Raw genomic sequence first — 25,873 nt, forward strand, 5'->3', positions numbered from 1 at the left:
CGGGTGCCCATATTTTGTTAATTCAGACGCGATGGCGGCATGAAGTTCGGACAAGAAGATATGAGTGAGGGGGTCGAGATCAGCCGCGTCAGCGTGGACTTTGGGCGATTCAGGGCAGTGGATAACGTGTCGGTTGATATTCGCCCAGGAGAATTCTTCTCCTTCCTCGGCCCCTCCGGATGCGGCAAGACGACAATTCTCCGCGCGATTTCCGGCTTCCTCGAACCGACTGAGGGGAGCATCAATATTGGCGGGCGTCCCATGAGAGGAATTGGTCCGAACAAGCGTCCAACTGCTCTTATCTTCCAGAATCTCGCGCTGTTTCCGCTGATGAATGTTTGGGAAAACATCTCATTCGGTCTCAAAGTGAGAGGGATCGACAAGGCCGAACGTCGACGCCGCGCGGAAGAGTTGCTCCGGATAGTCGACCTGCCGGATGCAGGCGAGAAGATGATTGCGCAATTGTCTGGCGGTCAGAAACAAAGGATTGCGATCGCGCGAGCCCTGGCTGTCGAGCCCAAGGTGATGTTGCTGGACGAGCCTCTATCGGCGCTTGACCTGAAGCTTCGTCAACACATGCGTAGCGAACTGCGCGCAATTCAGGAGCGCACGAAGGTCACATTCATCTACATCACTCACGACCAGAATGAAGCCTTGGCAATGTCGGATCGCGTTGGTGTGATGTCCAAGGGACGGCTGCAGCAGGTGGACACTCCCGAACGAATCTACAACGATCCAGTCAACGGATTTGTCGCGTCGTTTGTGGGCGAGAATTCCATTCTGGAGGGACGTATTGAGCAGCTCGACGCGAGCCAGCCATGCTTCATGACCGCGGACGGCCCGATTGCCTGCGTGGCAGGTCCGGATCTGGCCGACGCAGCTCGAACGAAAGTCTACATCCGCCCAGAGTGTATCAAGATAGGCGATGAGCAGACCAACACTCTGCCTGTCGTCGTCAACAGCGTGATATTCGAAGGCAATGTGGTCAGTGTCATCGGGCGAACGGAACGCGGCGCCCATCTGACATCCCAGTTCACGAACCGACCAGGCCTAATGCTGCCGGCGGTTGGCGAGCAGATCAAATTCACCTTCGCTGCCGATGCTGCGAAGGTTCTGAAGGTCGAGTGAGCCTCGCCAACAGGAGTTCGGAGCATGATTGATTTCGTCCGCCGTTACGGATGGGGGCTGTCCGCGATTCTGGTGACTTTGACGGCGTTCTGGCTGCTCGCCCTGGTGTGGGTGCCGTACTCCGTAATGATTGAGAAGTCCTTCCGTCTCTACCTGCCTGTGAGCGAAATCGGCGGAACTTCCGACAAATATACGTTATCGAACTACCTTTCATTGTTTGATATGAGCGCGAGCAGCGAGTTCCTGGGCCTAATGGTTCCCATCGCTGTTCAAGTGTTTCTTATCACGGTATTTTACAGCTGCGGCGTGACTATTATTTGTTTCGCCCTGGCGTACCCGGCAGCCTATTTTTTGGCAAAGAAGGCGTCGCCCGGGCATGTTCCCACCCTTTTCTTGCTGCTGGCCATCCCACTTTTCGTCAGCGAGATGCTCAGGACCTTTGCATGGTTCATTATCCTGGCTTACCAGGGGCCGTTGAACGCATTGCTTGATGCCGTGGGCATATCTAAAGTGCGTTGGCTCTCTGGCTACAATGGCATAATTATAGGGATGGTGTACACATATATACTTTTTATGTTTTTCCCTATCTACAATAGCTTGACGGCCCTGGATAACAATCAGATAGAGGCAGCGAAGGATCTAGGCGCGCGCAGTTGGCAAGTTCATCTCAATGTCATCATACCGCACGCCAAACCAGGGATAAGTTCCGGTGCAACAATGGTCTTCATGTTTGCCGTCGGCTCCGTTCTTGTACCAACCCTGCTTGGGTCACCGAATTCTCGGTGGTTTACGGAGATAATTATCCGATCGATGTTCGAAGGGCAGGACTGGAATTCTGCGGCTGCTTACGCATTCCTCCTTCTGCTTGTCTGTCTTTTGTTTGTGTCGTTGGTGATGAAACTCTTCCGCGTTAATCTCGCCGACATTACCCGGTAGGCTCTGGAATGAAGCGCTCCTACTCGCACTATTTGATGGTAGGGTATGTCGCCCTATTCATGGGTTTCTTGCTGCTTCCCCTGCTGATTGCCGGAGGGGCGGCGTTCAATGACACGCGATTTCCGTCTGTGTGGCCCTGGAAGGCATCGACCCTTCACTGGTTTACGCAAATGGCGGAGAATCACCAGCTCCTCATCGCCGTCTGGAATACACTCATGCTCGCGGTCGGAGTGACTTTGCTCTCCGTCCCGATCGGCACGGCCGCAGCGATTGTTCTGAATAACACGAAGGGGAAGTCCCGAGCGTTGCTGTATGCGCTCATGACCGCTCCGATCCTGACGCCAGCAGCGGTGGTAGGTATCTCGACACTGATCTTCTGGCGAGGTGTGAACGTGCCGGCTGGCATCTTCATGACCACGCTCGGAGTGTCTTCGATCATATCAGCCTTCGTCATGCTGCTAGTGTTGGCGCGCCTGCAAAGCTTCGATCGCGCACTCGAAGACGCTGCGCTCGATTTGGGGGCGACCAACTGGCAAGTCTTGACCATGGTTATGCTCCCACATCTTCGTCCTGCGATTGCCGTCGGCGCCATGATCGCATTCCTGCAGGCCTTGGAGGCATTTAACGTGCCACTGTTCGCCCGAGGCAATGCCGAGACCGTCACGATTTACATTGCGTCTCAGGTGCGAATTGGGGTGACGCCTCAGATAAACGCCCTAGCCGTTATCATGATCCTGATAGCCGTCGCGGGCGGCGTCACATACGAGATCGTTCGGCGTCGCGAACACGACACACGACTGAAATTGGAAGGTCTAGCGCAGGCCGCGGAGCAGGCGGAAGAGCGGCGCGAGCCAATCTATTAATGCCTCGCCCGCGGCGGTGGTCCGAAGCGCTGTGCTCCTGGGGTTCAGGCGCCATGAGCTAGGCGGGGCTTAACCGGCGGCCCAAATGTGTGACAGTCGCAACATGGGCAGGTGTGCGGGCCCGATCTACGCGTCAATGAAGCGGAAGTCCGGGCTTCTGTCCGAAGACTTTCAACGCACGATCCGCCATCCTTTATGCCGAGTGTTCGGCCCCGGCGTCGGCCAGTCGCTGGTAGAGCCCACCTGATATTCCATCCGCCTGCGCAACTCCTACAGCAGCGTTCGGCCCTAGGGTTACCCGAACGAATGTGGTTGGCACGAAGCAAATTCGACTAGCTTCTGCCTATGGGGCACAGCCGAGCGCCGTGGCCGATAACCAGATCATGAAATTGAAATTAAATTTTGATTTTTCCTTGCCTTATTCGTGCTTGCCGGTACGGTGGCATAATCGCTGTCCGTGTTGGAATGGAGGAGAGCCATGGCGAAAGAGATGCATCTGATCGGCTATTGCTGCGCTACGCCAACGTGGCACCACAACGGGTCATGGCGGCACTTCGAAAGTGATGCTTTGGATGCGCTAGACCCCCAGCGCTATGAAAACATAGCGCGCATCCTGGAGAGGGGAAAATTTGACGGCATGTTTTTCGTTGACGTCCAGATGATCGAGGAAGTTTTTGGCGGGAATTTCAACGCGAATTTGCGCCAGCCTGGGCAAACCTGGCTACTCGATCCAATGCAACTGTTAGCCACGATCGCACGTGTCACCTCGCGACTGGGCCTCGCTGCAACAATGTCGACGTCCTTGTACCCGTCGTTCCATATTGCAAAGGCGTTCGCGAGCCTGGACCATATCAGCGGTGGCAGGGCGGGATGGAATGTTGTGACCTCCGCCAACGACAATGAAGCCAAGAATTTTGGCTTCGAAAGGCTTCTGGAAAAGTCTCTTAGGTACGACCAAGGAGACGAGGTACTCGAAGCGACTCATGCTCTCTGGGACAGTTGGGAGGCTGATGCCTTCATCCTGGACCGAGAAAAGGCAATCTACGCCGATCCCTCAAAAGTTCATCACGTAAATTATCGCGGGAAGTACGTCAGCACGCGCGGGCCACTCACCACACCACGTTGCCCGCAGGGTTCGCCGGTGATTATGCAAGCCGGCGCATCGGACCGCGGTCGGGAATTTGCGGGTAGATGGGCAGAAGTCATTTTCGCCATACACTCCAGCAAGAAGCACATGAAGGCGTTTTACGACGACGTTAAGGGCAGAGTTGTTAACCATGGCCGGGATCCTTCCCATTGCGCCATCCTCCCCTCGGTTGACGTTGTCATCGGGGAAACCGAGGCGATTGCGCACGAAAAGGCAGATTATCTCAATTCTCTGGTCAGCCCGGAGCTTGGCGTCGCCGGGATCTCGAACTCTATCGGCGTCGATCTGTCTAATTATCCTCTCGACAAACCGCTGGAGGACATGGAGATCACACAGGGCCCGAGAGGAATGCTAGACGTGATCCTACAGGGATCAGAAGGCAAGACGCTGCGCGATGCTGGCCGAGCCTGGGGTGTCAGCCAAATGAACCCACAGCTTGTGGGAACACCAAAGACGGTTGCGGACCATATGCAGAATTTGTTCGAAAGCGAAGCCTGTGACGGTTTTATCGTATGTCCTTCACTTACCCCCTCGTCCTATGTGCAGTTCGTGGACGGCGTCGTCCCGGAACTTCAACGCCGAGGAATCTTCCGAACGGACTACAGGGGTCTCACATTCCGGGATCATTTGCGGAGTTGATGAGACGAGGCCCCTATCCGCTTCCTCGAACCGAGGATAAAGGCGTTTGCCTACGCCTTATCAGCTCAAACGCAGTTCAACGCTCAACCCCTGTCATCCCCTCGACCAATGACGGTTACCAGCCTGCCCGAACCAGCGGCCAGAAGGCGCGACCAGCACGTTCCAACACTTGCGGCTAGGGTGTGACCGCGCCCATGGATGTGCACCTTCGGCAACCAGGCCGTTGCGCCGCCTGAGATGTCTCACTGGCAATATTGAGAGCGGCGCTATCTCACCATCCGCGCTGGCTGCACGTGCTCCCCAACGGAGATGTGCTTGTTGCCGAAACCAATGCACCTGCGAAGCATGACGACGGGTTCAGCCTCAGAAAGCTCTTCATGAACCAGGCCATGAAGCGAGCCGGCGCTGCGACCATCAGCGCTAACCGCATCACGCTCCTGCGCGACACCAATGGCGACCGCGTCGCGGATGTGCGCAGAATTTTTGTGGAAGGCCTCAATTCGCCCTTCGGCATGACGCTTTCCAAAGGCAAGCTCTATGTCGCGGAGACCGACGCGCTCGTCGCTTTCCCCTACTCCAATGGCCAGACCCGAATAACCGCGCCGCCGGAAAAAATCATCGACTTGCCGGCCGGAGACATCAACCATCATTGGACTAAGGACGTGATCGCAAGTCCCGACGGACGCAAACTCTATGTCACCGTTGGCTCCAACAGCAACGCTGGAGAAAATGGCATCGCCGCGGAGAAGAACCGCGCCGCCGTCCTTGAGGTGGATCGGTCTAGCCGCAGCACCCGGGTTTTCGCGTCCGGGCTGCGCAACCCGAACGGGCTCTCCTGGAATCCTGAAACCGGCGAGCTTTGGGTCGCCGTAAACGAGCGTGACGAGATTGGCGATGATCTCGTGCCAGATTACATCACTTCTGTTCGCAGCGGTGCTTTCTATGGCTGGCCCTATAGCTATTATGGGCAGAACGTCGACGAACGCGTCAAGCCGCAGCGCCCTGATCTTGTGGCGGAGGCGGTCAAGCCCGACTATGCGCTCGGCTCCCATACCGCCTCTCTAGGACTGGCCTTCTCCAGCCGCACGTCGCTCGGCACGGCCTATGGCAACGGCGCTTTCGTTGGCCAGCATGGCTCACGGAATAGAAGGGTACACAGCGGCTATAAGGTGATCTACGTGCCGTTCCGCGACGGTAGACCGAGCGGGCCGCCGAAGGATGTGCTGACCGGCTTCCTCGGACATGATGGCAAGGCGATGGGCCGTCCGGTCGGCGTTGCTGTCGATCGGGCCGGCGCACTTCTCGTCGCCGACGATGTTGGTAACGTCATCTGGCGGGTCAGCCGAGCGAAGGGGCGTTAGCGCAGTGCCTTTCTGACCGCTTTTTCTGTAAGCGCGATCTCGAGCGCCTTCGAATACAATGACTGCTTTCGGGCATAGCAAATCTTACCTGTACCGCCGAGATGAGGCGCAAAGCAGTCGTGAGCCCGGATCCGGTCCGCCAGGATGCGAAAAATCTCGAAACCGTTAAGCCGTCTTGCTGATGAGCAGCTCAGAAAGTAGGTGTCTGCTTGGAAGTCCCGTCCAGACAGTAGCGCAACATCGGCGAACGGCATCCGCCCTTCCCTTTTTCGGACTCGATATCCATTTTTGACGGGTCGAGCCATCGCGCCGGAGCGTAACCGGCTTTCGGCAGACAGCGATGTCGCTCCCTAAAGCGTCTGAAAGGGGATCTTGGTGTTCAATGCCGCGCTGCTCGCGCGTTGGTCGAATGGACCCGCGAAAAGCTCGCCAGCAATTCAGGCGTGGATGCGTTGGCCATCGAGGAATTCGAACGTCGGATCACCCTCCCCGACTCCGAAGTCTGTAACAGTCTCCAAATCGCGCTCGAAGGCGCCGGCGCCTTTTTCATTGCTGAGAACGGCGGCGGTATCGGGGTTCGCCTGAAACTCAACCGCTCCGAAGTCAGGCGGATCAGCGTTCTCGAGAATGAGGGGGGCATCGTCGGGACGGATGCGGTTCCATAGATCCCGGGTTGGGTCCCGACGGTACCGCGCGAGGCGATGTAAACGAAATCAGCGAGCCCGCAGCTATTTCCAGGTCCAACAGTCTTCCGCGCAACGTGGGTGGTTTGGAGGAAACGCATGGCGCGACCCTTCACCGGGACCGCAGCGAGGGCAACGATGGCGTCCCGCCCCTTCGTGGCGACCCCGGACTCCCAAGACGAACACCGACGATCATCCACGCAGACCTTGATCAATTTCGGATAGGCGGTACCGCAAAGACATCCACGTCGACCGAACGCAGAACGCTTTCTGTCACGCTTCCCAGAAGTACCTTGATGACGCCCGAACGGCCATGCGTTCCGATCACCAGAAGATCGGGCGCCACCTCGTTAATTGCCTCCATGATCGCTTCGACCGGGCCGCCTTCCCTAATATTCAGCGACCAGTTGTCGACGCCAAAGTCGTTCGCTTCCAGAAACGCGACCAGTTCCCTCCCTACCTGCAAACGTTCGGTCGCCACGTAGCGCGCTAGCTCGTCCTTGCCTATTCCAGCATTTGACATTTTTCCCTTGGCGAAGGCATCGAACCCATGGACCAGCGAAAGACTGGCGTCGCCTATCAGCCCCGTTTCCTTCGCCGTGCTTATTGCGCGCGCGGATGGCTCGGACATATCCACGGCGGCCATTACTTTCTTGTAGGAATGCTTTACCTCCGCATTCACCATCAGCACCGGGAATGGTCCGGTACGGATCACACGTTCGATCGTCGTTCCCACAAAAACATCGCGGAGCAACTGCTTACGGTGCGCGCCCATGACAATGAGATCAACCGCGCGCGCCTCGGCCGCATTCAAAATTCCGCTGAACGGATTCCCGGTCACGACTGCGGAATCACATTGGAGTCCCTTCAACTCGGCGATCGAGGTCATTTGTTCTGCAAGATATCTTTGGGCCTCCCGGCTTTCGAGCCCGACTATAGCTGAGGGTTGGTCGTCGTCGACGACATGGACGAGCGTGAGTTCCGCAGCAACGTTCCGGGCCAGAAGGCCGGCCCGCCGCAAGGCCCGTTGTGAACGGGTGGAAAAATCTGTCGCCGCAAGGATTTTCATGGCAGCTCCGTGTTCCTCGTCCGTCCGATCACAACGGCCTTCCTTCGGGAGACTTGGGGCAATGATCTTAGTTGACGATGGTCTCGCTTGTCCGGCGAGTCATCCAAGGCGCCGGCTCCACAATGCTGCAAGGTGCCGCTTCAGAAATCCTTGGACGGCAGGTTTTGCGGCTGAGCCTGTCATTGTCCGCCTTGACTTCACGCATTGCTTCACCAACTATACCTCTATGAACACCGCAGCCAAAATCCGTCGTGATTTTCTTTTCCGGGTTTGCCCCATCGCGGGATCGTAACCCCCGGCCCGGCTGCCAATGCGCCCCGAGCCGAGGGGGCAAAACTAAATCGACATGTGAGGATCAGCAGGGCTCCAAGGCTTTGGCGCACCTGGGATCAATTTCCGAACTCGCCTGTCCGCCATTTTGATGGCGGCTGAGCCAGCAGAAATATGAGCATTAGAATGCAGAACAATTCGAAAATCCGGCGCAAGCCAAATATCCGCATTTCGCAATCGGATCATGCGCGCTTATCGGTGCTCGCGAACACTTTCGCCGCACGACATCCGGAGGCTTCCGATGAGCTGCTCGCCGAGCTCGAGCGCGCGCGCATCGTCGCCGATGGTTGGGTCTCCGCCGGTACTGTCCGGATGGGTTCAACTGTGACGTTCAAGCCCGACACCGGTGATCGGAAAACGGTAACGCTGGTTTTTCCTGGCGATGCCGACATCTCCGAAGGCAAGGTTTCAATTCTCACGCCCATTGGCACGGCCTTGATCGGCCTCTCGGCTGGACAGTCGATCATGTGGACCGCCCGAGACGGACGTCGGCACGAATTGTTGGTGCTTGGCGTGAACCAGCCTGCGCCGGAAGCCGATGGAGCCGAGCGGCTCGCATCTGCGTCTCCGACGATTGCGGCGAGCGTCTGACATGGGCGTCTCCGTCCGTCTCCTCAATCATGCGGGCAGCTTGATCGCGGGAGTCTGACCCCTGCGCCGGCTCATCTCGGTCCGGCACAGGGGTACTTCCTCACATCCGATCAATTGCTGTTGCCGGATCCCTTTGCGCGGGCCGGCTGGAGACGCACCATGCCCAATATCGACACCTGTCAGCTGACGACGAAGGACTACACCATTCTGGAAGTGATGCGGGAGCGTCACCCTGCTCGCACCGAAACGTTATTGAATATCCTCGAGCGGAAGATTTCTGGCGCACTCGTGATGTTTCGGGACGACATCCCGCCAAGCGTCGTGACGCTCAGCAGCCGCGTGTCGTACCGGGTAAACGACGGTCCTGCGGAAACGCGTATCGTCGCTCATGGCGAGATGCATGGTCTGGTTGGCATGCTTTTGCCCATCACCAATCCGCGCGGCTTGGCGTTGCTTGGTTTGGCCGAAGGTCAGTCTATGTCCATTCCGACCGATGCTGGCGGCCTTGAAACGCTCACCGTGCACCAAGTGGTCTATCAGCCCGAAGCCGCAAGGCGCGAGAGACTGAAGCTGGCGGGAGTTGCCGCATCGGACTCGCGGCGACTAGGCGGGCCGGCCCTGCGGGTCGTCCATCGTTCCGATGAACCGCACGACGAAGCTCAGAACAAGGTTGCGGCGGCCTTCGACGTCGGGTTCGACGACCCGGGTCCGTCGGCCGCCTGAGGGCTCAACTATGCCGAAGGCTGTGAAGGCGGGTAGACAAGCGTTCCGTCGGCTCTTGCTCTCACGCCGTCGGTGAGTTTCGCCGGCACGGCCTTGTCATGGCCCATCAGATGAAAAACGGTTTCGCCGCGGCTGACCAGGTAGTCCGCGACGATCCTTCGGTGACAGCGCCACCACAGCGCTTCCGAGCACATGACGGCACACCGCCGCTGCCTGCCCAGGGACACAAGCCGGTCCAAGCCGCCATGAAACTCCGCCGACAACGCGTAGTCGGCGTAGTTGTGGAAACTCTGGTTGATCCAGAATGCATTTAGCGTTGGTGGAATGTCGTGCGCCTTGCCGCGCAGACCGCCGAGTTCAGGAATGGGTTCATATCCGACCCCGAACGCTGCCAGGCTCTGCGGAAGCACCTCGCTGTTAAACTGTGGGTTCGTCCGCGATCGTCGGACGGTCCTGATGTCGACCACCAGAGTGATGTCTCCCAGCCGCAGGAGGTCGGCGAATTCGGCAATCGACCGGTTCGAATGACCGATGGTGTGGAACGGGTAAGCCATGCTCGATCAATCCGTGGCGTTCCATCCTTCTAGGTCTTTTGGAGAGAGGATCATCTCGCAACTTTCTTCAAGCCGCGTAGCGCCTCCCGTACATGGTTCGACCCTTGAATGTTGCCGGATCGACGCAGAGCCAGCTAGGTGGATCCCGGCGCGTTCCGGAACTTGAGCTGCCCGCCTCGAGCTCAATGTCCATCATCACAGCATCCCACTTCAGTGCAATAATCTTGCATTAATACAGCATTTAATTCCGTTTGCCTTCCAGTTTGAGCAGCGCAACCGTAAGGAAGCGGGCCCTGCGGGTCATCGATTGTAACCCGCGCCGCCTGCTGGCGCTGAAGAGCAGGAAGCACAACATGTCCAATCCAGCCACGACCTTGGATGATCAAAAGCCCCGGTTTCTTGTCCGGTGGCTCTTCTCCACCAATCACAAGGATATCGGGACGCTTTACCTGCTGTTCTCTATCATGGCGGGGGTCTTCGGAACCGTTCTTTCGGTGTTGATCCGCATGGAGTTGCAGGAACCAGGCTTGCAGATATTTGGCGATCCGGGCGCCTACAACGTTATCGTCAGCGCCCACGGGCTGGTCATGATCTTTTTCGTTCTCATGCCGGCGCTGATCGGTGGCTTCGGCAATTGGATGGTGCCGATCATGATCGGCGCACCTGACATGGCATTTCCGCGCCTGAACAACATCTCGTTCTGGCTGCTGGTGATGGCGTTTGTCCTCTTCATCGCCTCGATGTTCGTTCCGGGAGCGCCAGGCGCGCTCGGTCATGGCGGCGGCTGGACGCTCTATCCGCCCTATTCGACAGACGGCCAGCCGGGGCCTGCTGTCGACCTCGTCATCCTGTCGATCCACCTTTCGGGTGCCTCGTCGATCCTCGGTGCAATCAACTTCATCACCACCATCTTCAACATGCGCGCACCCGGCATGACGATGCACAAGATGCCTCTGTTCGGTTGGTCGATGCTGGTCACCGCGTTCATGCTTCTCTTGTCGCTGCCGGTGCTCGCCGGTGCAATCACGATGCTTTTGACCGACCGCAATTTCGGAACCACATTCTTCGCGCCTTCCGGCGGTGGTGATCCGATCCTCTATCAGCATCTGTTCTGGTTCTTCGGCCATCCCGAAGTCTACATCATGATTCTGCCTGGCTTCGGCATCATTAGCCACGTCATCTCGACATTCGCCAAGAAGCCGATCTTCGGCTATCTCGGCATGGCGTATGCAATGGTGGCAATCGGCGCCATCGGCTTTGTCGTCTGGGCACACCATATGTATACGACCGGCCTGTCCGTAGACGCGCAGCGCTACTTCGCCTTCGCTTCGATGGTGATTGCCGTTCCAACCGGCGTAAAGGTGTTTTCGTGGTTGGCGACTACGTGGGGAGGATCGATAGAGTTCAAGACACCGATGCTCTGGGCTCTCGGTTTCGTCTTGCTCTTCACCATTGGCGGCGTCACCGGGATCATGGTCGCCAGCCCAGGTATCGACCGCTTGTATCACGACACTTATTTCGTGATCGCTCACTTCCACTATGTGCTGTCCTTGGGCGCGGTCTTCGCCATCTTCGCCGGCTTCTACTACTGGTTCCCGAAGATGACTGGCTACATGTACAGCGAAACGCTCGGCAAGCTGCATTTCTGGCTCACGTTCGCAGGCGTCAATCTCGTCTTCTTCCCGCAGCATTTTCTTGGGATGGCCGGCATGCCCCGGCGCTACGCCGACTACCCGGACGCGTTCGCCGGGTGGAATTTCGTCTCTTCGATCGGCTCCTATATTTCCACGGGAGGACTGGTCGTCTTCTTCATAGTGGTTGCAGAGGCCTTCAGCCGCAAACGTCAGGCCGGCGACAATCCCTGGGGCGAAGGGGCGACCACGCTCGAATGGTTGCTGCCCTCGCCACCGCCCTTCCATCAGTGGGAGAGGCTGCCGCGCATTCTCTAGCAACCGATTTAGGCGGTTAGAGATCTTGTCGGAGAACGTCATGAACGAAACCACAGATCCAAACAGCCAGACTCTGATCGTGGTGATTATCGCGTTCTATTGGGCATTGCTGGGCAGTTGGAGCCAACTGCTGCCGCGCTCACGCGAAGATACGACCAAGCGGGACGATATGCCGACAGAGCAACGAACCGGCAGTCGCGAAAACACTTCTTCTGCGGACACGCCCTTGGATGTGATCCGAGAGATCGACCCGAATTTCGACCTCGCCGCATTTCTGGCCGGCGCCAAGACAGCTTATGAAATTGTCCTGCTGGCCTATGCTGACGGTGACCTCCAAACGTTGAAGCGCCTGGTCGGGCCGGAAGTGCTTGATACTTTCGAACAAGCGATTGTCGAACGCCGGGATCGAGAAGAGATGCTACAGCTCACCTTCATCGGCACGAGCGAAGCAAAGGTCGTCGACGCCCTCGAGCAGGAGGGTACCGCTGAGATTGCCGTTCGCTTCGTTTCCGACTTGGTCAGCGTTACACGCGCTGCCAACGATGCGATCGTCGCCGGCCATCCCCGGCAGATCGTTGAGGTGGTCGACACGTGGACGTTCGCCTGTGAAATCCCCTCAACGAAGCGCAACTGGATGTTGATCGCCACGGAAGGCGAGTAACGAGTATATGCTCTTCCGGCAAGCCTGTCGGACAGCTTTGTCACAAATCGGTCGACCAGCAGCGCTGGAGGCGGCCCGGCCTTTGCGGCCTATGACAATGCGCATCGGCTATTTGTGTATCATGCTCAATTCGACATGACCCGGTTCAGTCGATCGTTTTCAAGCAGCGAGCGGGTAGCACCGCCGAAGATCCACTCCCTGAATCTGCTGTGTCCGTAGGCGCCGGATACGATCAAATCCGCATGCATCGCTTCGGCTACATCAGCGATCGATCCACCATCGGATTTTTCCGGAAACACGTCCGCCTTCGCCTTTACGCCGTGGCTCGAAAGGAAGGCGACGACATCGTTCAGGCTGTTCCAGGTTTCATCGGTCGCGTCATCGTCGATCGTGATTGCGCGAACCTCCTGAGCTATTTGCAGAAACGGCATGGCATCAGTAACCGCACGCCTGGCTTCACGCGTGTCCTTCCACCCGACAAGAACCTTGTTGATCCGGAAATTTTCCTGGTTGGTCGAGGCGACCAATACAGGCCGTCCCGACTGAAGGATCAGATTGCCGAGATCGGTGGAACGATAAACGTTGCCAGAAGAGGCGCCCTCGGGCGACGCTGTGAGGATAAGATCGGCCAGGCGCGCGGAGTCGATCAGCAAGCGGGTCGGATTGCCCACAGCCCCGCGCCATTCCGTATCAACCGAAGCGCCGGCAAGCTCTTCGAACTCAATGCGGAGGTCCTCAATTCGCCGCTCGATGTTCTTGCGCTGGCGCATCATGCTCTCTCCTTCGAATACCACCCCTCCTTCCATCACAGCGGGCGGAGGAACGTCGGCAGCCGAAAGACCGATCAGGCGCGCGTCGAAGCGCTGGGCCAGATCGACAGCTAGCTTGATCACGGGTGCGACCATACCGTCGATGTCGAGATTGAGAACGATTGACTTGTAGCTCATTGGGCTTTCTTCCATGGGTTGGAGATGATGCCGGGCCGCAAAGGGGGCGCCGACAACATCCTGCCGCGAGGCGCGGCTTCGCAATGCGGCAACCGTCAGGTCTGCCCGCAACGTTTCAGAAAAGTCGATGACGAACGACCATATGGTCCGCCGGCCCACGTGATCGTGAGGTCCTCGTTTACTCGAAGATGATTCGAGAGGTTCCGCTTTTCGCGATCGACAGTCTCCGAGCCTCCTGGATCCGCTCGGCCTGTTGTTTGGTGTAGGGGCCCATCGGCCGGGTCTTTTCATCGCCGCGTCGAACGCGGCAATACCAGTGGCCGCTGTGCGAGAAGATTTCGACCGACGTCGGTGCATCGTTAGCTGCCTGCTTGGCAACCTCGTCGATGAATTTCACGACCTTTGAATAACGCTGACCGGGCGCAACAGTGCGCAAACCATTGGTGATGCCAAGTTCCTGCTGCACTGTGGACATAGTCGAACTCCTTTCAGTCACAACCACATTCCGCTTTCGCCATTCTGACTGCGCCCCTTCGGATCGAAGTGTCAGTGCGTGCTTGCTAGGCCGTCTGGCGCTCTATCTCGACCTCGGCCTCCAAGCTCTCGATGTCGCGGAAGATCGAAACGACAGCCAGCGTTCGCCCTTCGCGCTTGAAGCGCAGCAGGCAGTCCTTGGCACTTATGTCGCCATCGATCGCGATCTCGTCCCATTTTTCGGCATGACCGACATAATTGATGGGAACGTCGTAATGCTGGCTCCAGAAGAACGGCACTGCTTCGAATTTCTCGCGATGGCCGAGCATGTTGAGCGCCGCGGTTCGACCGTGCCGCTCGGCAACCACCCAATGCTCGACCCTAATGCTCTCGCCGCTGTGGGGATCTGGCCATCGTGCAATGTCGCCGACTGCAAAGATCCCGGGGGCACTTGTCTCCAGAAAGGCGTCCACCACGACACCGCGATCGACATTAAGCCCAGCTTTTTCGGCGAGCCCGATCCGTGGCTTCACGCCGATGCCGGCGACAACAAGGTCCGCCGTCAGCGTCTTGCCGCTGCCGAGTTTCACCGTGCCGCCATCGATGCCGCTTGGCGTGTCCTCGAGATGGAACACGACGCCATGCTCCTCATGGAGGGTACGGATGAAGTCGCCCAGTTGCGGGCCGAGGACCCGCTCCATGGGCCGTTTATCGGGCGCCACGACATGAACGTCGATATCGCGTGAGCGCAGGGCCGCGGCGACCTCCAGGCCAATGAAACTGGCGCCAAGCACGACAGCGCGTCGCGCGGTCGCGGCTTGTTCGATGATCGCCTTGCAATCCGCAAGCGAGCGCAGCGTGTGGACGTTCGGCTGGTCGGCGCCGGGAATGGTGAGGCGCACCGGTTCGGCTCCGGTCGCAAGCAGCAGCCTGTCGTACGGGATCCGGTCGCCGTCCGCGAGCACGACCTCGCCGGAACCTGCGTCGATGCTGGCAACATCCGTATTGAGACGCAGGTCGATACCGTTCTTCGAGTAGAAGTTTTCGCCGCGCAGTGGAACCCAGTCTTCCGGTGCCTTCCCGGCGAGGTAGTCCTTGGAAAGATTGGGCCGATCGACCGGCGGCGCTGCGTCGTTGCTGAGCATGACGATGCTGCCTTGATACTGTTCGCGCCGCAGCGTTTCGGCTGCCGCGAAACCGGCCGCGCCGCCGCCGACAATGACGATCTTCGCCGGGTCGCGGGCTCCATCGCGCGGCTTCGCTGCCGTCCGTTTGCGCTTCTCGCCCACGAATATCCTGTTATCGCGCAGTTCAACCGACCAGCAGGAGAGTGGACTGAGGGCTGGCGCGCGCAGAGCCTCGCCAGTGCGCAGATCGAAGCACGCATGATGCCAGGGACAGCGGACGGTATCCCCCACCACGAGACCGTCGACGAGCGGTCCGCCGTAATGTGTGCAGGACGCCGCGACGGCGAAGACTTCGGCCCCGCGCCGCACCAGCAGCACCTGTTCGTCGCCGTAGTAGCCGACAAGCTTGCCGCCATCGGGAAGATCGGAGAACGCTATACCTTGAGCCAGATCCGGCCCGCTTGGTTTGGTATGGCCTTCAGCCATTTTCTTCCTCCTTGGCGATACAGAATCGGCCCTGGGGAACGGTAATTGGTTCGCCGGCCTCTGAACGCCGTCAGCCAACGCGCCTTCAGATTCTCGATCCCGCTTTCGCCAACTTGCGACTAGAGCGGAACCGGCTCCCACCCCTCAACTTCCCGCCAATTCGGGCACCATGCAAACGAATTTAATCGGCAATTGTGTGCAATTTTTATGATAGCTGCCTGCACCGCCGCCCAAGTGACTACAGGATCGCTTGCCTCGTCTTTGCCCAGTCGGCAAGAAAGGACTCGAGACCCCTGTCCGTGAGCGGGTGTTTGGCGAGGTTTCTCAGCACCGCGGGTGGCACAGTGGCGATATCGGCGCCTGCGATCGCCGCCTGTTTGACATGGAGAGGCGTGCGAATTGAAGACGCGAGGATTTCCGTGGTGAAGGATTTGTCGTTGTCGTAGATCGTGCGGATCTCTCGGATCACCTCCATGCCATCCAGGCCTAGATCATCCAGTCTGCCAACGAACGGCGAAATAAAGGTGGCGCCCGCCTTGGCGGCAAGTAGGGCCTGATTGGCAGAAAAGCAGAGCGTGACATTGACCTTCAGTCCGAGCTGATTGAGCGCCCGGCAAGCTCTGAATCCATCCCAGGTCGATGGCACCTTGACGGCCACATTTGGGGCAATGCCGGCCAAACGCTCTCCCTCGGCGATCATGCCATCGAAGTCAGTCGCGGTGACTTCCGCTGAAACCGGGCCCTCGATCGTCTGGCAAATCTCCTTGATCACATCCCTGATCGGTCGGCCGGTCTTTGCGATAAGCGACGGGTTTGTAGTCACCCCGTCGAGAACGCCAGCGGCAGCAAGCTCGCGGATCTCAGATATATCGGCGGTATCGACAAAGAATTTCATTGTCATTCTCCTTAAGGCGAACGCGCCTCCCGCCGATTGGATGGGTTTTCACCGGTTTGGTTCCCGATGGATTTGTTCCCGGTGTCGTGATCGCAAGTGCCTGTGAACAGAAGCGACCTGACGTCTCTATCGGTGTTTCAGCAGAATCTCTCTGAGGACGACGGCATCGTTATGGGCCTCGTCATGGGCCGAGTAGACGAGTGTGACGGGGCCCGCCCGTATCTGGTCGCGCAGCCGGTCGAGTTCATCGCGATGCTTGAGGATTTCCGCCGCATATCGCCGGCGGAATTCCTCCCAGCGGGCTGGATCGTGTCCGAACCATTTCCGAAGCTCGGTGCTTGGCGCGAGTTCTTTCATCCAATAGTCGAGGGCAGCGTCGGCTTTCCTGACCCCGCGCGGCCAAAGCCGGTCAATCAACACCCGCGTGCCATCGTCGGCAGCAGGGCTTTCATATGCCCGTTTCAACTTAACTCTTTGGTGGAAGTTTTTTCCGCTCATCGCCTTGGTGTCCCGTCCGTCTCAGTGTCGTTTACGGCATCGAGAAGCCCGGAGAATTCTTTTCTGAGGATTACCTTGTCGGCTTGATCAGATACGAACACGAAGATGTCGCCGCGGTATCGCTCGATCCAGTGGCGGCCGGTGCCATGGCTGCGCAGGTAGTCACCGATCTGATGAACCGTGGAATACCCCAGACCCTGGTGCAGGACGAACTTCATAAGGTTGAGCTTTGCGACCGGGACAGGTCGCCCCTTGACTCAGGGAGCGACCTTCCGGGCGTTGAACTGTTTCAGATAGGCGATCACGTCGGCGATCTCCTGGTCCTTGTTGAGACCGGCGAATGTCATCTTTGTGCCGGGCACCAGCTTGCGAGGCGCACGCAGATAGGTCGTCAGCGTCGATTCATCCCAAGTCAGGCCCGAGTTCTTATTCGCTGGGGAATAGCTGTAATCCGGATACGCACCAGCCGCTCGGCCGACGACCCCATTCAGGACCGGACCCACTCCGTTCTTTGCGTCGGGACCGACCTGGTGGCAGGCCATGCACCTCTTGAAGACGACGGCGCCGGCTTCGGCATTGCCGGAAGATGCGTCCTGTGCATGGGCCGAACCGACTGCAGTGAGAATCGCGGTCGTCAATCCAAGGAACGTCGATTTCATCTTTGCTGCTTTCAATGAGCGGCGGCTTGGGTTTCGCCAAGCCGCCCTGGCAACATCGTTATTCGAAACACGCAGCCTGCCGGATCCGAGCGTGGATCCGGACCCGGCAGGCTTGCCTCAGGAGGGAACCAATGGGCCAGGGTTCTTCAGATATTGGTTCTTGATCGCGTCCACTGCCCAGTAGGCAAGAGCGCCTACCGGTCCAGTCGGGTTCTTCCCGGCGTTTTGGGGAAACACGCAAGCGCCGGTGACGAACACGTTCGGAACATCCCAGACCTGAAGATATTTGTTCAGAACGCTGGTGCTTGGGTCGGCTCCGAACACTGCCCCGCCTGTGTTGTGCGTGCTCTGATAAGGGACGATCGAATATGGGATGGGCGGCACGCTTCGATCGACCCTGGTCGCACCCATCTCCTTTGCGATTGTCACGCAGATGTCGGCCTGAGCGTTCATCTGCTTTATCTCGTTGTCCTGGAAGTCGAATGTCATTCTCATCAGCGGACGTCCAAAAACGTCAGTGTAGGTCGGATCAAGGCTGAGATAGTTCTGCCGGTAGGCCATCACCGCGCCTTGATTGCCAACACTGGCAGCGTGGTCATAATTGTCGACCACTGCCTTCTTCCACTCGGAGCCCCAACGCGGCGTGCCGCGCGGAGTTGGATGCGACTGGATGGGCCGGGCGCCCGAGTTGCTGCAGCTGATGCCGCCGCCGCCGATGTAGCCGGCCTTGACGAAATCGTAGTTGTCGCCGTTGAAATCATCCATGCAGGTACCGAGCGCGCCTGCGCCCATGAAGCGATTGAGGATGGTTTTCTTGTCGAAGAAGGCGGTAGCTCCGCCACCGCACTGGTAGGCATAGTTGCGGCCGACCACGCCCTTGCCCGTTGCCGGATCATAGGGCACGCCAATGCCGGACTGCAGCAACAGATTGACATTGCCTAGCGCGTAAGCCGACAGGATGATCAGGTCGGCGGGCTGTTCGAATTCACGCCCGCGTGCGTCGAGATAAGTGACGCTGACCGCCTTCTTGCGGGTCGAGTCGAGATTGACCTTCAGTACGATCGAGTTGGTGCGCAGCTCGAAATTCGGGTTCTTCAGCGCCAAGGGAATGACGGTGAAATGCGGGCTCGCTTTGGCATTCGCCTCGCAGCCGAAGCGCTCGCAGAATCCACAGTAGTGACACTGGCCGAAGGCCACGCCGTCGGGATTGACGTAATCCCGCGACGCGTTCGACGATGGGTTGGGGAAAGGGTGGTAGCCGAGATTGCGGGCCGCCTTTTCGAACATCACCATGCTCTGCGCGGCAATCATCGGCGGATTGGGGTACTCGTCCTTTCGCGCTCCCTCGAAGATATTGCCGCCATCGATCTTCCGACCGTTGATATTGCCGGCCTTGCCGGAGGTGCCGCAGGTTTTTTCGAATTTGTCGTAATAGGGCTCGAGATCCTCATAGGTGATCGGCCAGTCCTGCAGGTTCATGTCCGAAGGAATGATCTTCGCGCCGTACTTGTCGACCGTCCGGGTGCGCGCCTGATGATCCCATTCAAGCCAGCGCCAGGTGACGCCGTTCCAATGCACGCCGGCGCCGCCGACGCCCTGGCCGGGCAGGAACGAGCCGAGTTGACGCATCGGCAGCGCCGTTTGCGATTCGCTGTTGCGGAAGGTGATGGTTTCCCGCCGCACGTTTTGCATGAGGTCGTGTCGGGCGGCGTAACGCAGCTCGTCATGGATCTGCGGGTCGATAAAGTTCGGATTGGTGTCGCGCGGACCTCCCCGCTCAAGGGCGACGATTTTCAGCTTGGTCGATGCAAGCTCCTTGGCGATGATGCCCCCCGTCCACCCAAGGCCGACAATCAGGACATCAACCGCGTTGAGTTTGGTGGCCATGTTATAGTCTCCTTCTTCTTCCGCCGATTAAGTGAGATCCTGGATGCCCTTCGGATCAGCTGTATAGGGCTTGTTCCGAAACGGTTCGATCTTGTCCATGTACATGGCATCAGCACCAGGGAAGCCGATCATCTTCCAGGCCGCTCCGTCCTTGTTTCCGCCGTACATCGGGTCAGCGAAGTAGCCCTCGATCGTGACCTGGAGCAGAAGGCCGAAGAAGGTCGCGGTCGGCACTGTCGCAAGTTCGACCTTCTTGCCATCGAGGTCGGTCATCACCGAGGCACGATCTTTTGGCGAAAGGCTGTCGAAGGTGGTCTTGTTGCTTTTCTGTACGTAGGCTCTGACATCGGCGATGCCGGCTCGGATCACTTCCGATGGCGTCATCGGCAATTGATAGCCCTGCTCGGGCGTACCCTCGCCAAACGGCCCTTCCAGATACAGACGGTCGCCCTTGCCGTATCCACCCGCCATCTGCCGATCGATATAGATCGCGACGCCGAGTTCCTTGGCGCCAGGGCCTGTTGAATCGCTTGGAATGAGCGTATCGACCGCCGCCTCGATGAAGGCGGATTCGTCGACATTGAAGAATTCATAGGCCGGGTCCCCGGCGCGGGCTTTCGCGGCGCCGGCTTCGTGATGTTGCGGTTTGCCGGTTGCCGCGGCCACCATTTCGTCCGCCGATGCGGATCCGCCAAGCGGCAGTGTACCCGCTGCCGCCCCTGCCGCGCCGAACAGCTTCAGGAAGTCGCGACGCCCTACACCGCCATGGCTCTTTTCTCTCGTCGACATGGATCTCTCCCGTGACGCTGCAGGCAAATGATGTGTGAGGATGGAGGAGAGCTTGCGCCCCACTCCAACCGGCGCTGCGCAGCATCCAGCGCTAAGCTTGGTGGATTTCCACAAAGCCTATTGCCGATGCGATCTATCTAGCAAACGAAATTGATTGACATTTAAACGCAACTTTTATGCTATCCCCTTATGGACATTGAGCTTGCCCGCACTTTTATTGAGATCGTTTCAACCGGGAGTTTCATTCGGGCGTCGGAGCGCTTGAATGTCGCCCAGACGACCGTAAGCGCGCGAATCCGCAACCTCGAGCAGCAATTGGGCCGCCCGCTTTTTGTTCGCCACAAAGGCGGGGCTTCGCTCACCCCGGCCGGTGAGCAATTTCTTCGCCACGCCCCGATGTTCGTCCAACTATGGCAACGCACCCTGCACCAGGTTGCCGTACCGCCGGGCCGCCGGGGTGTTCTGACGGTCGGCAGCGAAGTTAGCCTTGCGCAACCTCTTCTGCTCGATTGGGTCCGATGGATGCGCCGCTCGCTTCAGGATATTGCACTTAGGGTACACGTCGACGTGCCGCAGGATTTGATCAATCAGGTCGCGTCGGGGCTGGTCGACTTGGCTATCATGTACGCGCCCCCGCACCGACCGGGTTTGAAGATCGATCTGCTTCTGGAGGAAAAACTCGTCCTTGTGACTACCAATTCCGATGCGCGTCTCCTGGACGAATCCGATTATGTTTATATGGATTGGGGCCCGGATTTTGGACTTCACCACGGGATGAATTTCCCAAGTGCTGCGCCGGATCTTTCTTTCGATCTCGGTCCGCTCGCACTGAGCTATGTTCTTGCGACCGGCGGATCCGGATATTTCAGAATGAGTTCAGTGCAGCCTCATATAGAGGCCGGCCGACTGCATCTTGTGCCTGAAATGCCGCAGTTCTCCTATCCGGTTTACGCGGTGCAATCCGCAAGTGCGGACGAGAGCGTAGTAGGTCCTGCCCTGGCAGGATTGCATTCCGTCGCGAGCGCAGAGACCAGTTAGCAGCAACACTTGTTGGATGTCTAAGAGTCCGCATGGATTGACGGGAACAGAAGGTCGACCGTTGTTCCAATCCCTCGTTCACTCCTTATCCGGATCCGACCATTAACCATCTGCGCCAATGCCTGCACTTGCAACATCCCTATCCCGGTGCCCTTCTCACCCTTCGTCGTGAAGAAAGGATCGAACACCCTTCGCAAGACTCCCGGAGCCATGCCGCAACCATGGTCGGCGACGCTAACGCATGCGTAGATTCCGGGCCCGGGCGGATCAGGTGTCGGGGCCGTCTGCACCAATCGCTCGGTGGTGACGCGGATCTCCCCGCCACTTGGCATTGCATCTCGTGCGTTCATGACGAGATTAAGCACCGCAGTGTCGAACAGCGCCGGGTCGATCAAGCAATCCGGAATATCGGAACCAAGCTCCAGCATGACGCGGACATCGGGACCGGCGCCATACTGCAGGAAAGGCTCGAAAGACCTGAGGAACTCATTCAAATTGCCAGCGTGGATATCGAGTTCCTGATGTTTTGCGAAGGCAAGGAGCTGTGACGTCAGGTCGATCCCTCGATCGATTCCTTCCCGTGCAGCCGCAATGCAGGCCCGCACGCTTTCGGGCTCGTCGGCTCTTCTCGCGGCAGACCTCAAGCCCGATTCGATTACTGCAAGGAGGTTTCTGAAATCGTGGGCAATACCACCAGTCATCTCGCCTAAGGCGGCAAGCCGATGTGTGGCACGCTCACGTTGTTGGGCAGCGGTCGCGGCACCGAGAGGCCTATCCGATACCTGGCAGCCCTCGTCGCGCTTCGCTCGAGGCTTATTGTCGTATGGAAACGTGCTGCCGGTCATGATGGTCGCCCCTATCGATCACTGACGACAAACAGGAAGCCCGGGCTCCCATTCGCATCGTTGTCCTTGGGTTCTCCTTGTTGCTGGCCGTCAGCTTCCTGAACGCATATCTAGGCACGTCGGACGATCGTTTTCGCCATGATGTCTTCGACGGTCGGAAACGCCTTGAGGGCCTCCTCCGGGACGTCGCCATTCGTGCCAGCCAGCTCTGTCCAGCCATGCGTTTCGGGTTCGCCGACGATGATACGGCCGACCATTCCGGCATGCTCATGCGGGATGCAAAAATAGTCATAGACCCCCTGTTCGGTGAAGGTGACCGAAAAGCTCTCATTAGGCAGGAGATAGTCGGAATCCCAGGATTTTGCGCTCTTGGGCATGCGCAGTGATCGCTCGAAGTTTGCGGGATTGTAGGCCGTCGTCGTGTGGGAATTGCCGGGATTGAGATTGACCCAGCGGATCGTCTGTCCTGGTTTGATCAGAATGCCTATCGGGTCGAACCAAACGTGTGAACCGTCGTCGCGGCCTTGCATCTTGATTTCGACCATCTCGCCGCCCCACACGGCCAGAGGCGTGAGGGAAAGGGCGGCGGCGAGCCCGCCACCCGCGCCCAGTATCTCACGACGCGTCAGAGTCATTTCGCGACCCGTGCCTCGTCGGCCGCCGAAACATGCCACAGCACGACGTGGACATGCGGCTCTTCGACGCCCGGATGGCCGGCGTTGTAGTAGACGTCGACATGGTCGACATTGCCTCCAGGTGAAGCCAGGTCGTCAAAACGTTTGTCCGGATTGAGATCCTTGATCGGCAGCATGTAGATGGTGCTGGCAAGCTTGCCGTCGTGGTCATAGGCAAGGAACGGGCCGGCAGGCAATGTCGTCGGATCGACGAAAAGTTGGCCCATGCCCGGCAGGAAGTCGGGCAGCTTCACAAGCTTGCTGACTTGTTCGTAAGGCGCCGCTGGCGGGGCTTTGGTGACCTCATCCGCAGCCATGGCGCAAAGCGAACTGCCCGTTGTCAGGGCAACTGCGAGGATGAGTTTTTTCATCACGGTATCTCCTTGTTGAACTAAAAAAAGCGATGGCCGATGATCTGGAAGAAGGTTCAAAAGACCGATTTTCATTGGCGACACGGCCCGCTCGCGTCCGACCAGCCAAGCAGGAGACTGTTCTGGTCGTCAAACGAAATTAACTGGCATTTCAGTGCATTATTTCTGCTCGTCAGGCGCGCACTGTTTGCTTGATTTCGAAAAATCTTTCACTACCTCTGAATTGCTATGAACATCTTCAGCCTCAATTGTCGGCGAGAGCCGAAACGCCTCAAAAAGGGCTATTAGCCCGGACGCGAGAAGGCCTGGCTTCGCGTCCGGGACGGCCAGGATCTCAACTTCATTCGACAGTGATTTCTGCTCTGCTTAAGCAGTGCAGCTGAACGCTCATTTGCGGTCGCGTTTGGATCGCCGCGGAGGTTCGACCCTGATGATCTCCCCCATCTTGTTGGAAGAAGACATCTCGCTGGACCTTGTGACAAAGGGAAAGCAATCAGCCTTGTCAAAAATCGCGATCAGGATTGCGCGGAGAAGTGGGCTCGACGAGCAAGTGGTTCTCCGCGGTCTTTTCGACCGCGAGCGCCTCGACTCGACTGGCATCGGTCGTGGCATGGCGATCCCGCACGCTCTATTGGAGAACATCTCCTCGCCTGCCGCGTCTTTGACACGCTTGGCTCAGGCTGTGGATTTCGACGGTCCCGACGACGATCCAGTCGATCTCATTTACACTATACTTTGGCCACGCTCAGCCTCTTCCGCCTTTCTCCCTGCCCTTTCCCAAATTTGCCGGCTGCTTCGGGCATCCCAGGTTCGAGAGCGACTCCGCCTTGCTGAATCCGCCGATGGGGCGTTGGCGGTTCTCGAAACTCAGCTGCTTCCGAGAATTTCCACCAATCTGCACACTTCCCTGGAGGGCATGGAGTTGTGTCGTCTAGGTGATGCAGCGCTGCCTCGCGGGGCGCGCGTGGCAGTTGACGACCTCCTTTCAGAGCACCCTAACCGCTACACATCGCGGTGACGCCCGAAACTTCCTCGTAGGGACGCCGTACCCCGGCTGCATCGGCGACAAGCGAGCCAGCGGGCCATTAAGTACGCTAGAACCGGACGTGAAATGGCTGGGCGACAACAATGGCATCGAGACACGCCATCACGCGCAACACCGTAGAAAATATCGAACGGTTTCCGAATGGGAGAAAAGGCGGTAGCGCCCTACCGACTCAACCCCGAACAAGTTTGAAGCCGCTAATCCTTCCCGCTCATCAGATCAGAAAGTAGCCTCCTGCTTGGAATTGCCGGCCAGGCAGAAGCACGAGGCGCCGTCTGTCGCGAACGCCCAGCCTCGAGCATCCGACCTGAGATGGCTTCTTGCTGATGACGCAAGTGATTGCTCAGCAGCTTGTTGCGGGTAATGTAGCCCGCATTAACGCCCGGGATCGAGTGGTTCATCAGAAGGTGAACGTCCAGGTCCGCAACGCCCGCGGCCTGGGCGATCGTGCGGAAAGTCTGTCGCAGGTCATTGCCCCATTTCGACAGATCGTCGCGTTTCTCCTTGTGTTCGGCCATGTGGCCGCTTTCGCTGTCGGCCGGGAAGAGCCATTCACGCGATTGCTCGCCATAGAGAGCTCGACCAATGCGCATCACGCGAACCAGGCAGCGGATCATGGCGTTCGAAAGCGGTATGTCGAATGCCTTGACCTCGCCGCCCTTCGGCCTGGGTATGTGCAAGACACGCGCGCGAAAATCGACATGCTCTACACGAGCCTTCCTGATCGCTTCAGGGCGATGGCCTGAGAGCAGCATGAACAGATGGAACTCCCGCCGGACGGGGTTCTTCAGAGCCGCGAGCTGGGTGAACCATCCTTCCAAGTCCGACAGTCCAAGCGCGGTGTTACGTCGATGTTCGGCATTCCAATCTATTGCTGAGACCGGATTGTCGGCAGGCAGCGTGCGTGCCGCCTTGCGGGCGTGATTGTAAACGGCGCGCAGCGTCCGCATACAACCATTGGCGATGTAGGCGCCGTTTTCCTTGGTCAACTTTTCGTGCCGTGCCGTTACCAGGGAAGGATCGTCGCCGAGCTTCGAAAGAGGTTCGTCAAGCCAGTCGGCCAGCAGCCGCTCGACATGATCACGATAGTTGTTGATCGTCCCGTCGCTCCGGCCCTTCTTCTTCATGTGCCCGTCACGATAGCGTTCCCAGGCAATGCGCAGTGTAGGGTTCCCAATCGATGGAGGATCAACCACGACGGTATCGGCGTCCGGCTTTTGCCTCGATGGTCGAGGATCGACGCCGCTGGCGATCTTTCCCAGAATGTCCTTGGCCTTCGCCCGCGCTTTGCGTGTCGTAAGGTCTCCGACTTCGGCAACCTTCATTCGGACGGACAGCCGCTGTCCTGCCTTCCTCCGCTCACCTTGGACTACGAAGGTCTTTCGCCGCTTTCCGACAAGCACCATGAAGCCCGGCAGATCGGTGTCCCGGACAAAATATTGACCTGACGTCGCCAGCTCGAGGCACGCGACTGTGCGGTCGGTAAGGGCGAGTCGAAGGTCTG

At 58.4% G+C, this 25,873-nt stretch carries 27 protein-coding genes and 1 pseudogene; 12 read left to right on the forward strand and 16 right to left on the reverse strand.

Annotation, left to right across the window (positions count from 1 at the left end; genetic code table 11):
* Positions 1-39: 39 nt before the first annotated feature.
* The 5 genes and pseudogenes from EN738_RS00370 to EN738_RS00390 all read left to right on the forward strand — a co-directional run.
* Positions 40-1,128, forward strand: coding sequence for an ABC transporter ATP-binding protein (locus tag EN738_RS00370; protein WP_348629067.1), 1,089 nt, complete (start codon positions 40-42; stop codon positions 1,126-1,128).
* A 24-nt stretch (positions 1,129-1,152) separates the two neighbouring features.
* A complete protein-coding gene (locus tag EN738_RS00375) occupies positions 1,153-2,064 on the forward strand; it encodes an ABC transporter permease (protein WP_127281960.1) in 912 nt (303 codons plus the stop codon).
* A gap of 8 nt (positions 2,065-2,072) precedes the next feature.
* On the forward strand, positions 2,073-2,927 hold the full coding sequence (locus tag EN738_RS00380; protein ID WP_127281961.1) for an ABC transporter permease: 855 nt from the start codon (positions 2,073-2,075) through the stop codon (positions 2,925-2,927).
* 478 nt (positions 2,928-3,405) lie between these two features.
* Positions 3,406-4,713: an LLM class flavin-dependent oxidoreductase gene (locus EN738_RS00385; RefSeq protein ID WP_127281962.1), complete on the forward strand. Its 1,308-nt coding sequence runs from the start codon at positions 3,406-3,408 to the stop codon at positions 4,711-4,713.
* Between the two features lie 275 nt (positions 4,714-4,988).
* Positions 4,989-6,074, forward strand: a pseudogene (locus EN738_RS00390) (sorbosone dehydrogenase family protein); the annotation flags it as partial.
* Here EN738_RS00390 and EN738_RS00395 read toward each other — a convergent pair.
* Entirely contained in the window at positions 6,071-6,328 is a 258-nt protein-coding gene (locus tag EN738_RS00395) for a hypothetical protein (RefSeq protein WP_127281963.1), read from the reverse strand. The pseudogene EN738_RS00390 and the gene EN738_RS00395 overlap by 4 nt on opposite strands.
* 147 nt (positions 6,329-6,475) lie before the next feature.
* On the opposite strand from EN738_RS00395, the gene EN738_RS00400 reads away from it, so the two are divergent.
* Entirely contained in the window at positions 6,476-6,739 is a 264-nt protein-coding gene (locus EN738_RS00400) for an XRE family transcriptional regulator (protein WP_245494267.1), read from the forward strand.
* A gap of 229 nt (positions 6,740-6,968) precedes the next feature.
* Here the strand turns inward: EN738_RS00400 and EN738_RS00405 are convergent, their stop codons facing one another.
* Positions 6,969-7,826 (reverse strand): universal stress protein, encoded by an 858-nt coding sequence (locus tag EN738_RS00405; protein ID WP_127281965.1) that lies wholly within the window; start codon positions 7,824-7,826, stop codon positions 6,969-6,971.
* Positions 7,827-8,282: 456 nt separating this feature from the next.
* On the opposite strand from EN738_RS00405, the gene rnk reads away from it, so the two are divergent.
* Together rnk and EN738_RS00415 are read left to right on the forward strand one after the other, a co-directional pair.
* Positions 8,283-8,747, forward strand: coding sequence for a nucleoside diphosphate kinase regulator (gene rnk / locus EN738_RS00410; RefSeq protein WP_127281966.1), 465 nt, complete (start codon positions 8,283-8,285; stop codon positions 8,745-8,747).
* 159 nt (positions 8,748-8,906) lie between these two features.
* Positions 8,907-9,470: a nucleoside-diphosphate kinase gene (locus tag EN738_RS00415; RefSeq protein WP_127281967.1), complete on the forward strand. Its 564-nt coding sequence runs from the start codon at positions 8,907-8,909 to the stop codon at positions 9,468-9,470.
* An 8-nt stretch (positions 9,471-9,478) separates the two neighbouring features.
* On the opposite strand, the gene EN738_RS00420 is transcribed toward EN738_RS00415, so the two are convergent.
* Positions 9,479-10,024 (reverse strand): DUF488 domain-containing protein, encoded by a 546-nt coding sequence (locus EN738_RS00420; protein ID WP_127281968.1) that lies wholly within the window; start codon positions 10,022-10,024, stop codon positions 9,479-9,481.
* A gap of 353 nt (positions 10,025-10,377) precedes the next feature.
* On the opposite strand from EN738_RS00420, the gene ctaD reads away from it, so the two are divergent.
* Both ctaD and EN738_RS00430 read left to right on the forward strand, forming a co-directional pair.
* A complete protein-coding gene (gene ctaD / locus EN738_RS00425) occupies positions 10,378-11,973 on the forward strand; it encodes a cytochrome c oxidase subunit I (RefSeq protein ID WP_127281969.1) in 1,596 nt (531 codons plus the stop codon).
* A gap of 40 nt (positions 11,974-12,013) precedes the next feature.
* Positions 12,014-12,634, forward strand: a complete 621-nt coding sequence (locus EN738_RS00430) for a Tim44/TimA family putative adaptor protein (protein WP_127281970.1) — start codon at positions 12,014-12,016, stop codon at positions 12,632-12,634.
* Between the two features lie 125 nt (positions 12,635-12,759).
* Here EN738_RS00430 and EN738_RS00435 read toward each other — a convergent pair whose 3' ends face one another.
* The 9 genes from EN738_RS00435 to EN738_RS00475 all read right to left on the reverse strand — a co-directional run bounded on the left by EN738_RS00435 (position 12,760) and on the right by EN738_RS00475 (position 20,396).
* Positions 12,760-13,740, reverse strand: coding sequence for a universal stress protein (locus EN738_RS00435; protein ID WP_245494268.1), 981 nt, complete (start codon positions 13,738-13,740; stop codon positions 12,760-12,762).
* A 19-nt stretch (positions 13,741-13,759) separates the two neighbouring features.
* Positions 13,760-14,056, reverse strand: a complete 297-nt coding sequence (locus tag EN738_RS00440; RefSeq protein WP_127281971.1) for a hypothetical protein — start codon at positions 14,054-14,056, stop codon at positions 13,760-13,762.
* 85 nt (positions 14,057-14,141) lie between these two features.
* Positions 14,142-15,668 carry an FAD-dependent oxidoreductase gene (locus EN738_RS00445; protein ID WP_127281972.1) on the reverse strand — a complete coding sequence of 509 codons (1,527 nt, stop codon included), beginning with the start codon at positions 15,666-15,668 and terminating at the stop codon, positions 14,142-14,144.
* A gap of 238 nt (positions 15,669-15,906) precedes the next feature.
* Positions 15,907-16,563 (reverse strand): fructose-6-phosphate aldolase, encoded by a 657-nt coding sequence (gene fsa, locus EN738_RS00450; RefSeq protein WP_127281973.1) that lies wholly within the window; start codon positions 16,561-16,563, stop codon positions 15,907-15,909.
* A 126-nt stretch (positions 16,564-16,689) separates the two neighbouring features.
* Entirely contained in the window at positions 16,690-17,061 is a 372-nt protein-coding gene (locus EN738_RS00455; RefSeq protein ID WP_127281974.1) for a DUF488 domain-containing protein, read from the reverse strand.
* Positions 17,058-17,279: a hypothetical protein gene (locus EN738_RS00460; protein WP_127281975.1), complete on the reverse strand. Its 222-nt coding sequence runs from the start codon at positions 17,277-17,279 to the stop codon at positions 17,058-17,060. Before EN738_RS00460 ends, EN738_RS00455 begins: the two co-directional genes overlap by 4 nt.
* 39 nt (positions 17,280-17,318) lie before the next feature.
* On the reverse strand, positions 17,319-17,720 hold the full coding sequence (locus EN738_RS00465) for a cytochrome c family protein (RefSeq protein ID WP_127281976.1): 402 nt from the start codon (positions 17,718-17,720) through the stop codon (positions 17,319-17,321).
* A gap of 117 nt (positions 17,721-17,837) precedes the next feature.
* On the reverse strand, positions 17,838-19,607 hold the full coding sequence (locus EN738_RS00470) for a GMC family oxidoreductase (RefSeq protein ID WP_127281977.1): 1,770 nt from the start codon (positions 19,605-19,607) through the stop codon (positions 17,838-17,840).
* Between the two features lie 27 nt (positions 19,608-19,634).
* Positions 19,635-20,396, reverse strand: a complete 762-nt coding sequence (locus EN738_RS00475) for a gluconate 2-dehydrogenase subunit 3 family protein (protein WP_127281978.1) — start codon at positions 20,394-20,396, stop codon at positions 19,635-19,637.
* Positions 20,397-20,585: 189 nt separating this feature from the next.
* Between EN738_RS00475 and EN738_RS00480 the strand changes: the two genes are divergently transcribed.
* Complete coding sequence (locus tag EN738_RS00480; RefSeq protein ID WP_127281979.1) at positions 20,586-21,434, forward strand: LysR family transcriptional regulator; 849 nt, start codon at positions 20,586-20,588, stop codon at positions 21,432-21,434.
* A gap of 20 nt (positions 21,435-21,454) precedes the next feature.
* Here the strand turns inward: EN738_RS00480 and EN738_RS00485 are convergent, their stop codons facing one another.
* The 3 genes from EN738_RS00485 to EN738_RS00495 all read right to left on the reverse strand — a co-directional run bounded on the left by EN738_RS00485 (position 21,455) and on the right by EN738_RS00495 (position 23,324).
* Complete coding sequence (locus EN738_RS00485) at positions 21,455-22,279, reverse strand: ATP-binding protein (protein WP_127281980.1); 825 nt, start codon at positions 22,277-22,279, stop codon at positions 21,455-21,457.
* A gap of 110 nt (positions 22,280-22,389) precedes the next feature.
* Positions 22,390-22,914, reverse strand: coding sequence for a plastocyanin/azurin family copper-binding protein (locus tag EN738_RS00490; protein WP_189605685.1), 525 nt, complete (start codon positions 22,912-22,914; stop codon positions 22,390-22,392).
* Positions 22,911-23,324 carry a DUF5602 domain-containing protein gene (locus tag EN738_RS00495; RefSeq protein ID WP_127281993.1) on the reverse strand — a complete coding sequence of 138 codons (414 nt, stop codon included), beginning with the start codon at positions 23,322-23,324 and terminating at the stop codon, positions 22,911-22,913. The genes EN738_RS00490 and EN738_RS00495 overlap by 4 nt, the downstream gene beginning before the upstream one ends.
* A gap of 430 nt (positions 23,325-23,754) precedes the next feature.
* Between EN738_RS00495 and EN738_RS00500 the strand changes: the two genes are divergently transcribed.
* Positions 23,755-24,342, forward strand: coding sequence for a PTS sugar transporter subunit IIA (locus tag EN738_RS00500; RefSeq protein WP_127281981.1), 588 nt, complete (start codon positions 23,755-23,757; stop codon positions 24,340-24,342).
* A 224-nt stretch (positions 24,343-24,566) separates the two neighbouring features.
* Here EN738_RS00500 and EN738_RS00505 read toward each other — a convergent pair.
* A partial coding sequence (locus EN738_RS00505) for an integrase arm-type DNA-binding domain-containing protein (protein ID WP_127281982.1) occupies positions 24,567-25,873 on the reverse strand: 1,307 nt, incomplete at its 5' end.

The organism is Mesorhizobium sp. M4B.F.Ca.ET.017.02.2.1, assembly GCF_003998955.1.
Taxonomy (GTDB): domain Bacteria; phylum Pseudomonadota; class Alphaproteobacteria; order Rhizobiales; family Rhizobiaceae; genus Mesorhizobium; species Mesorhizobium abyssinicae.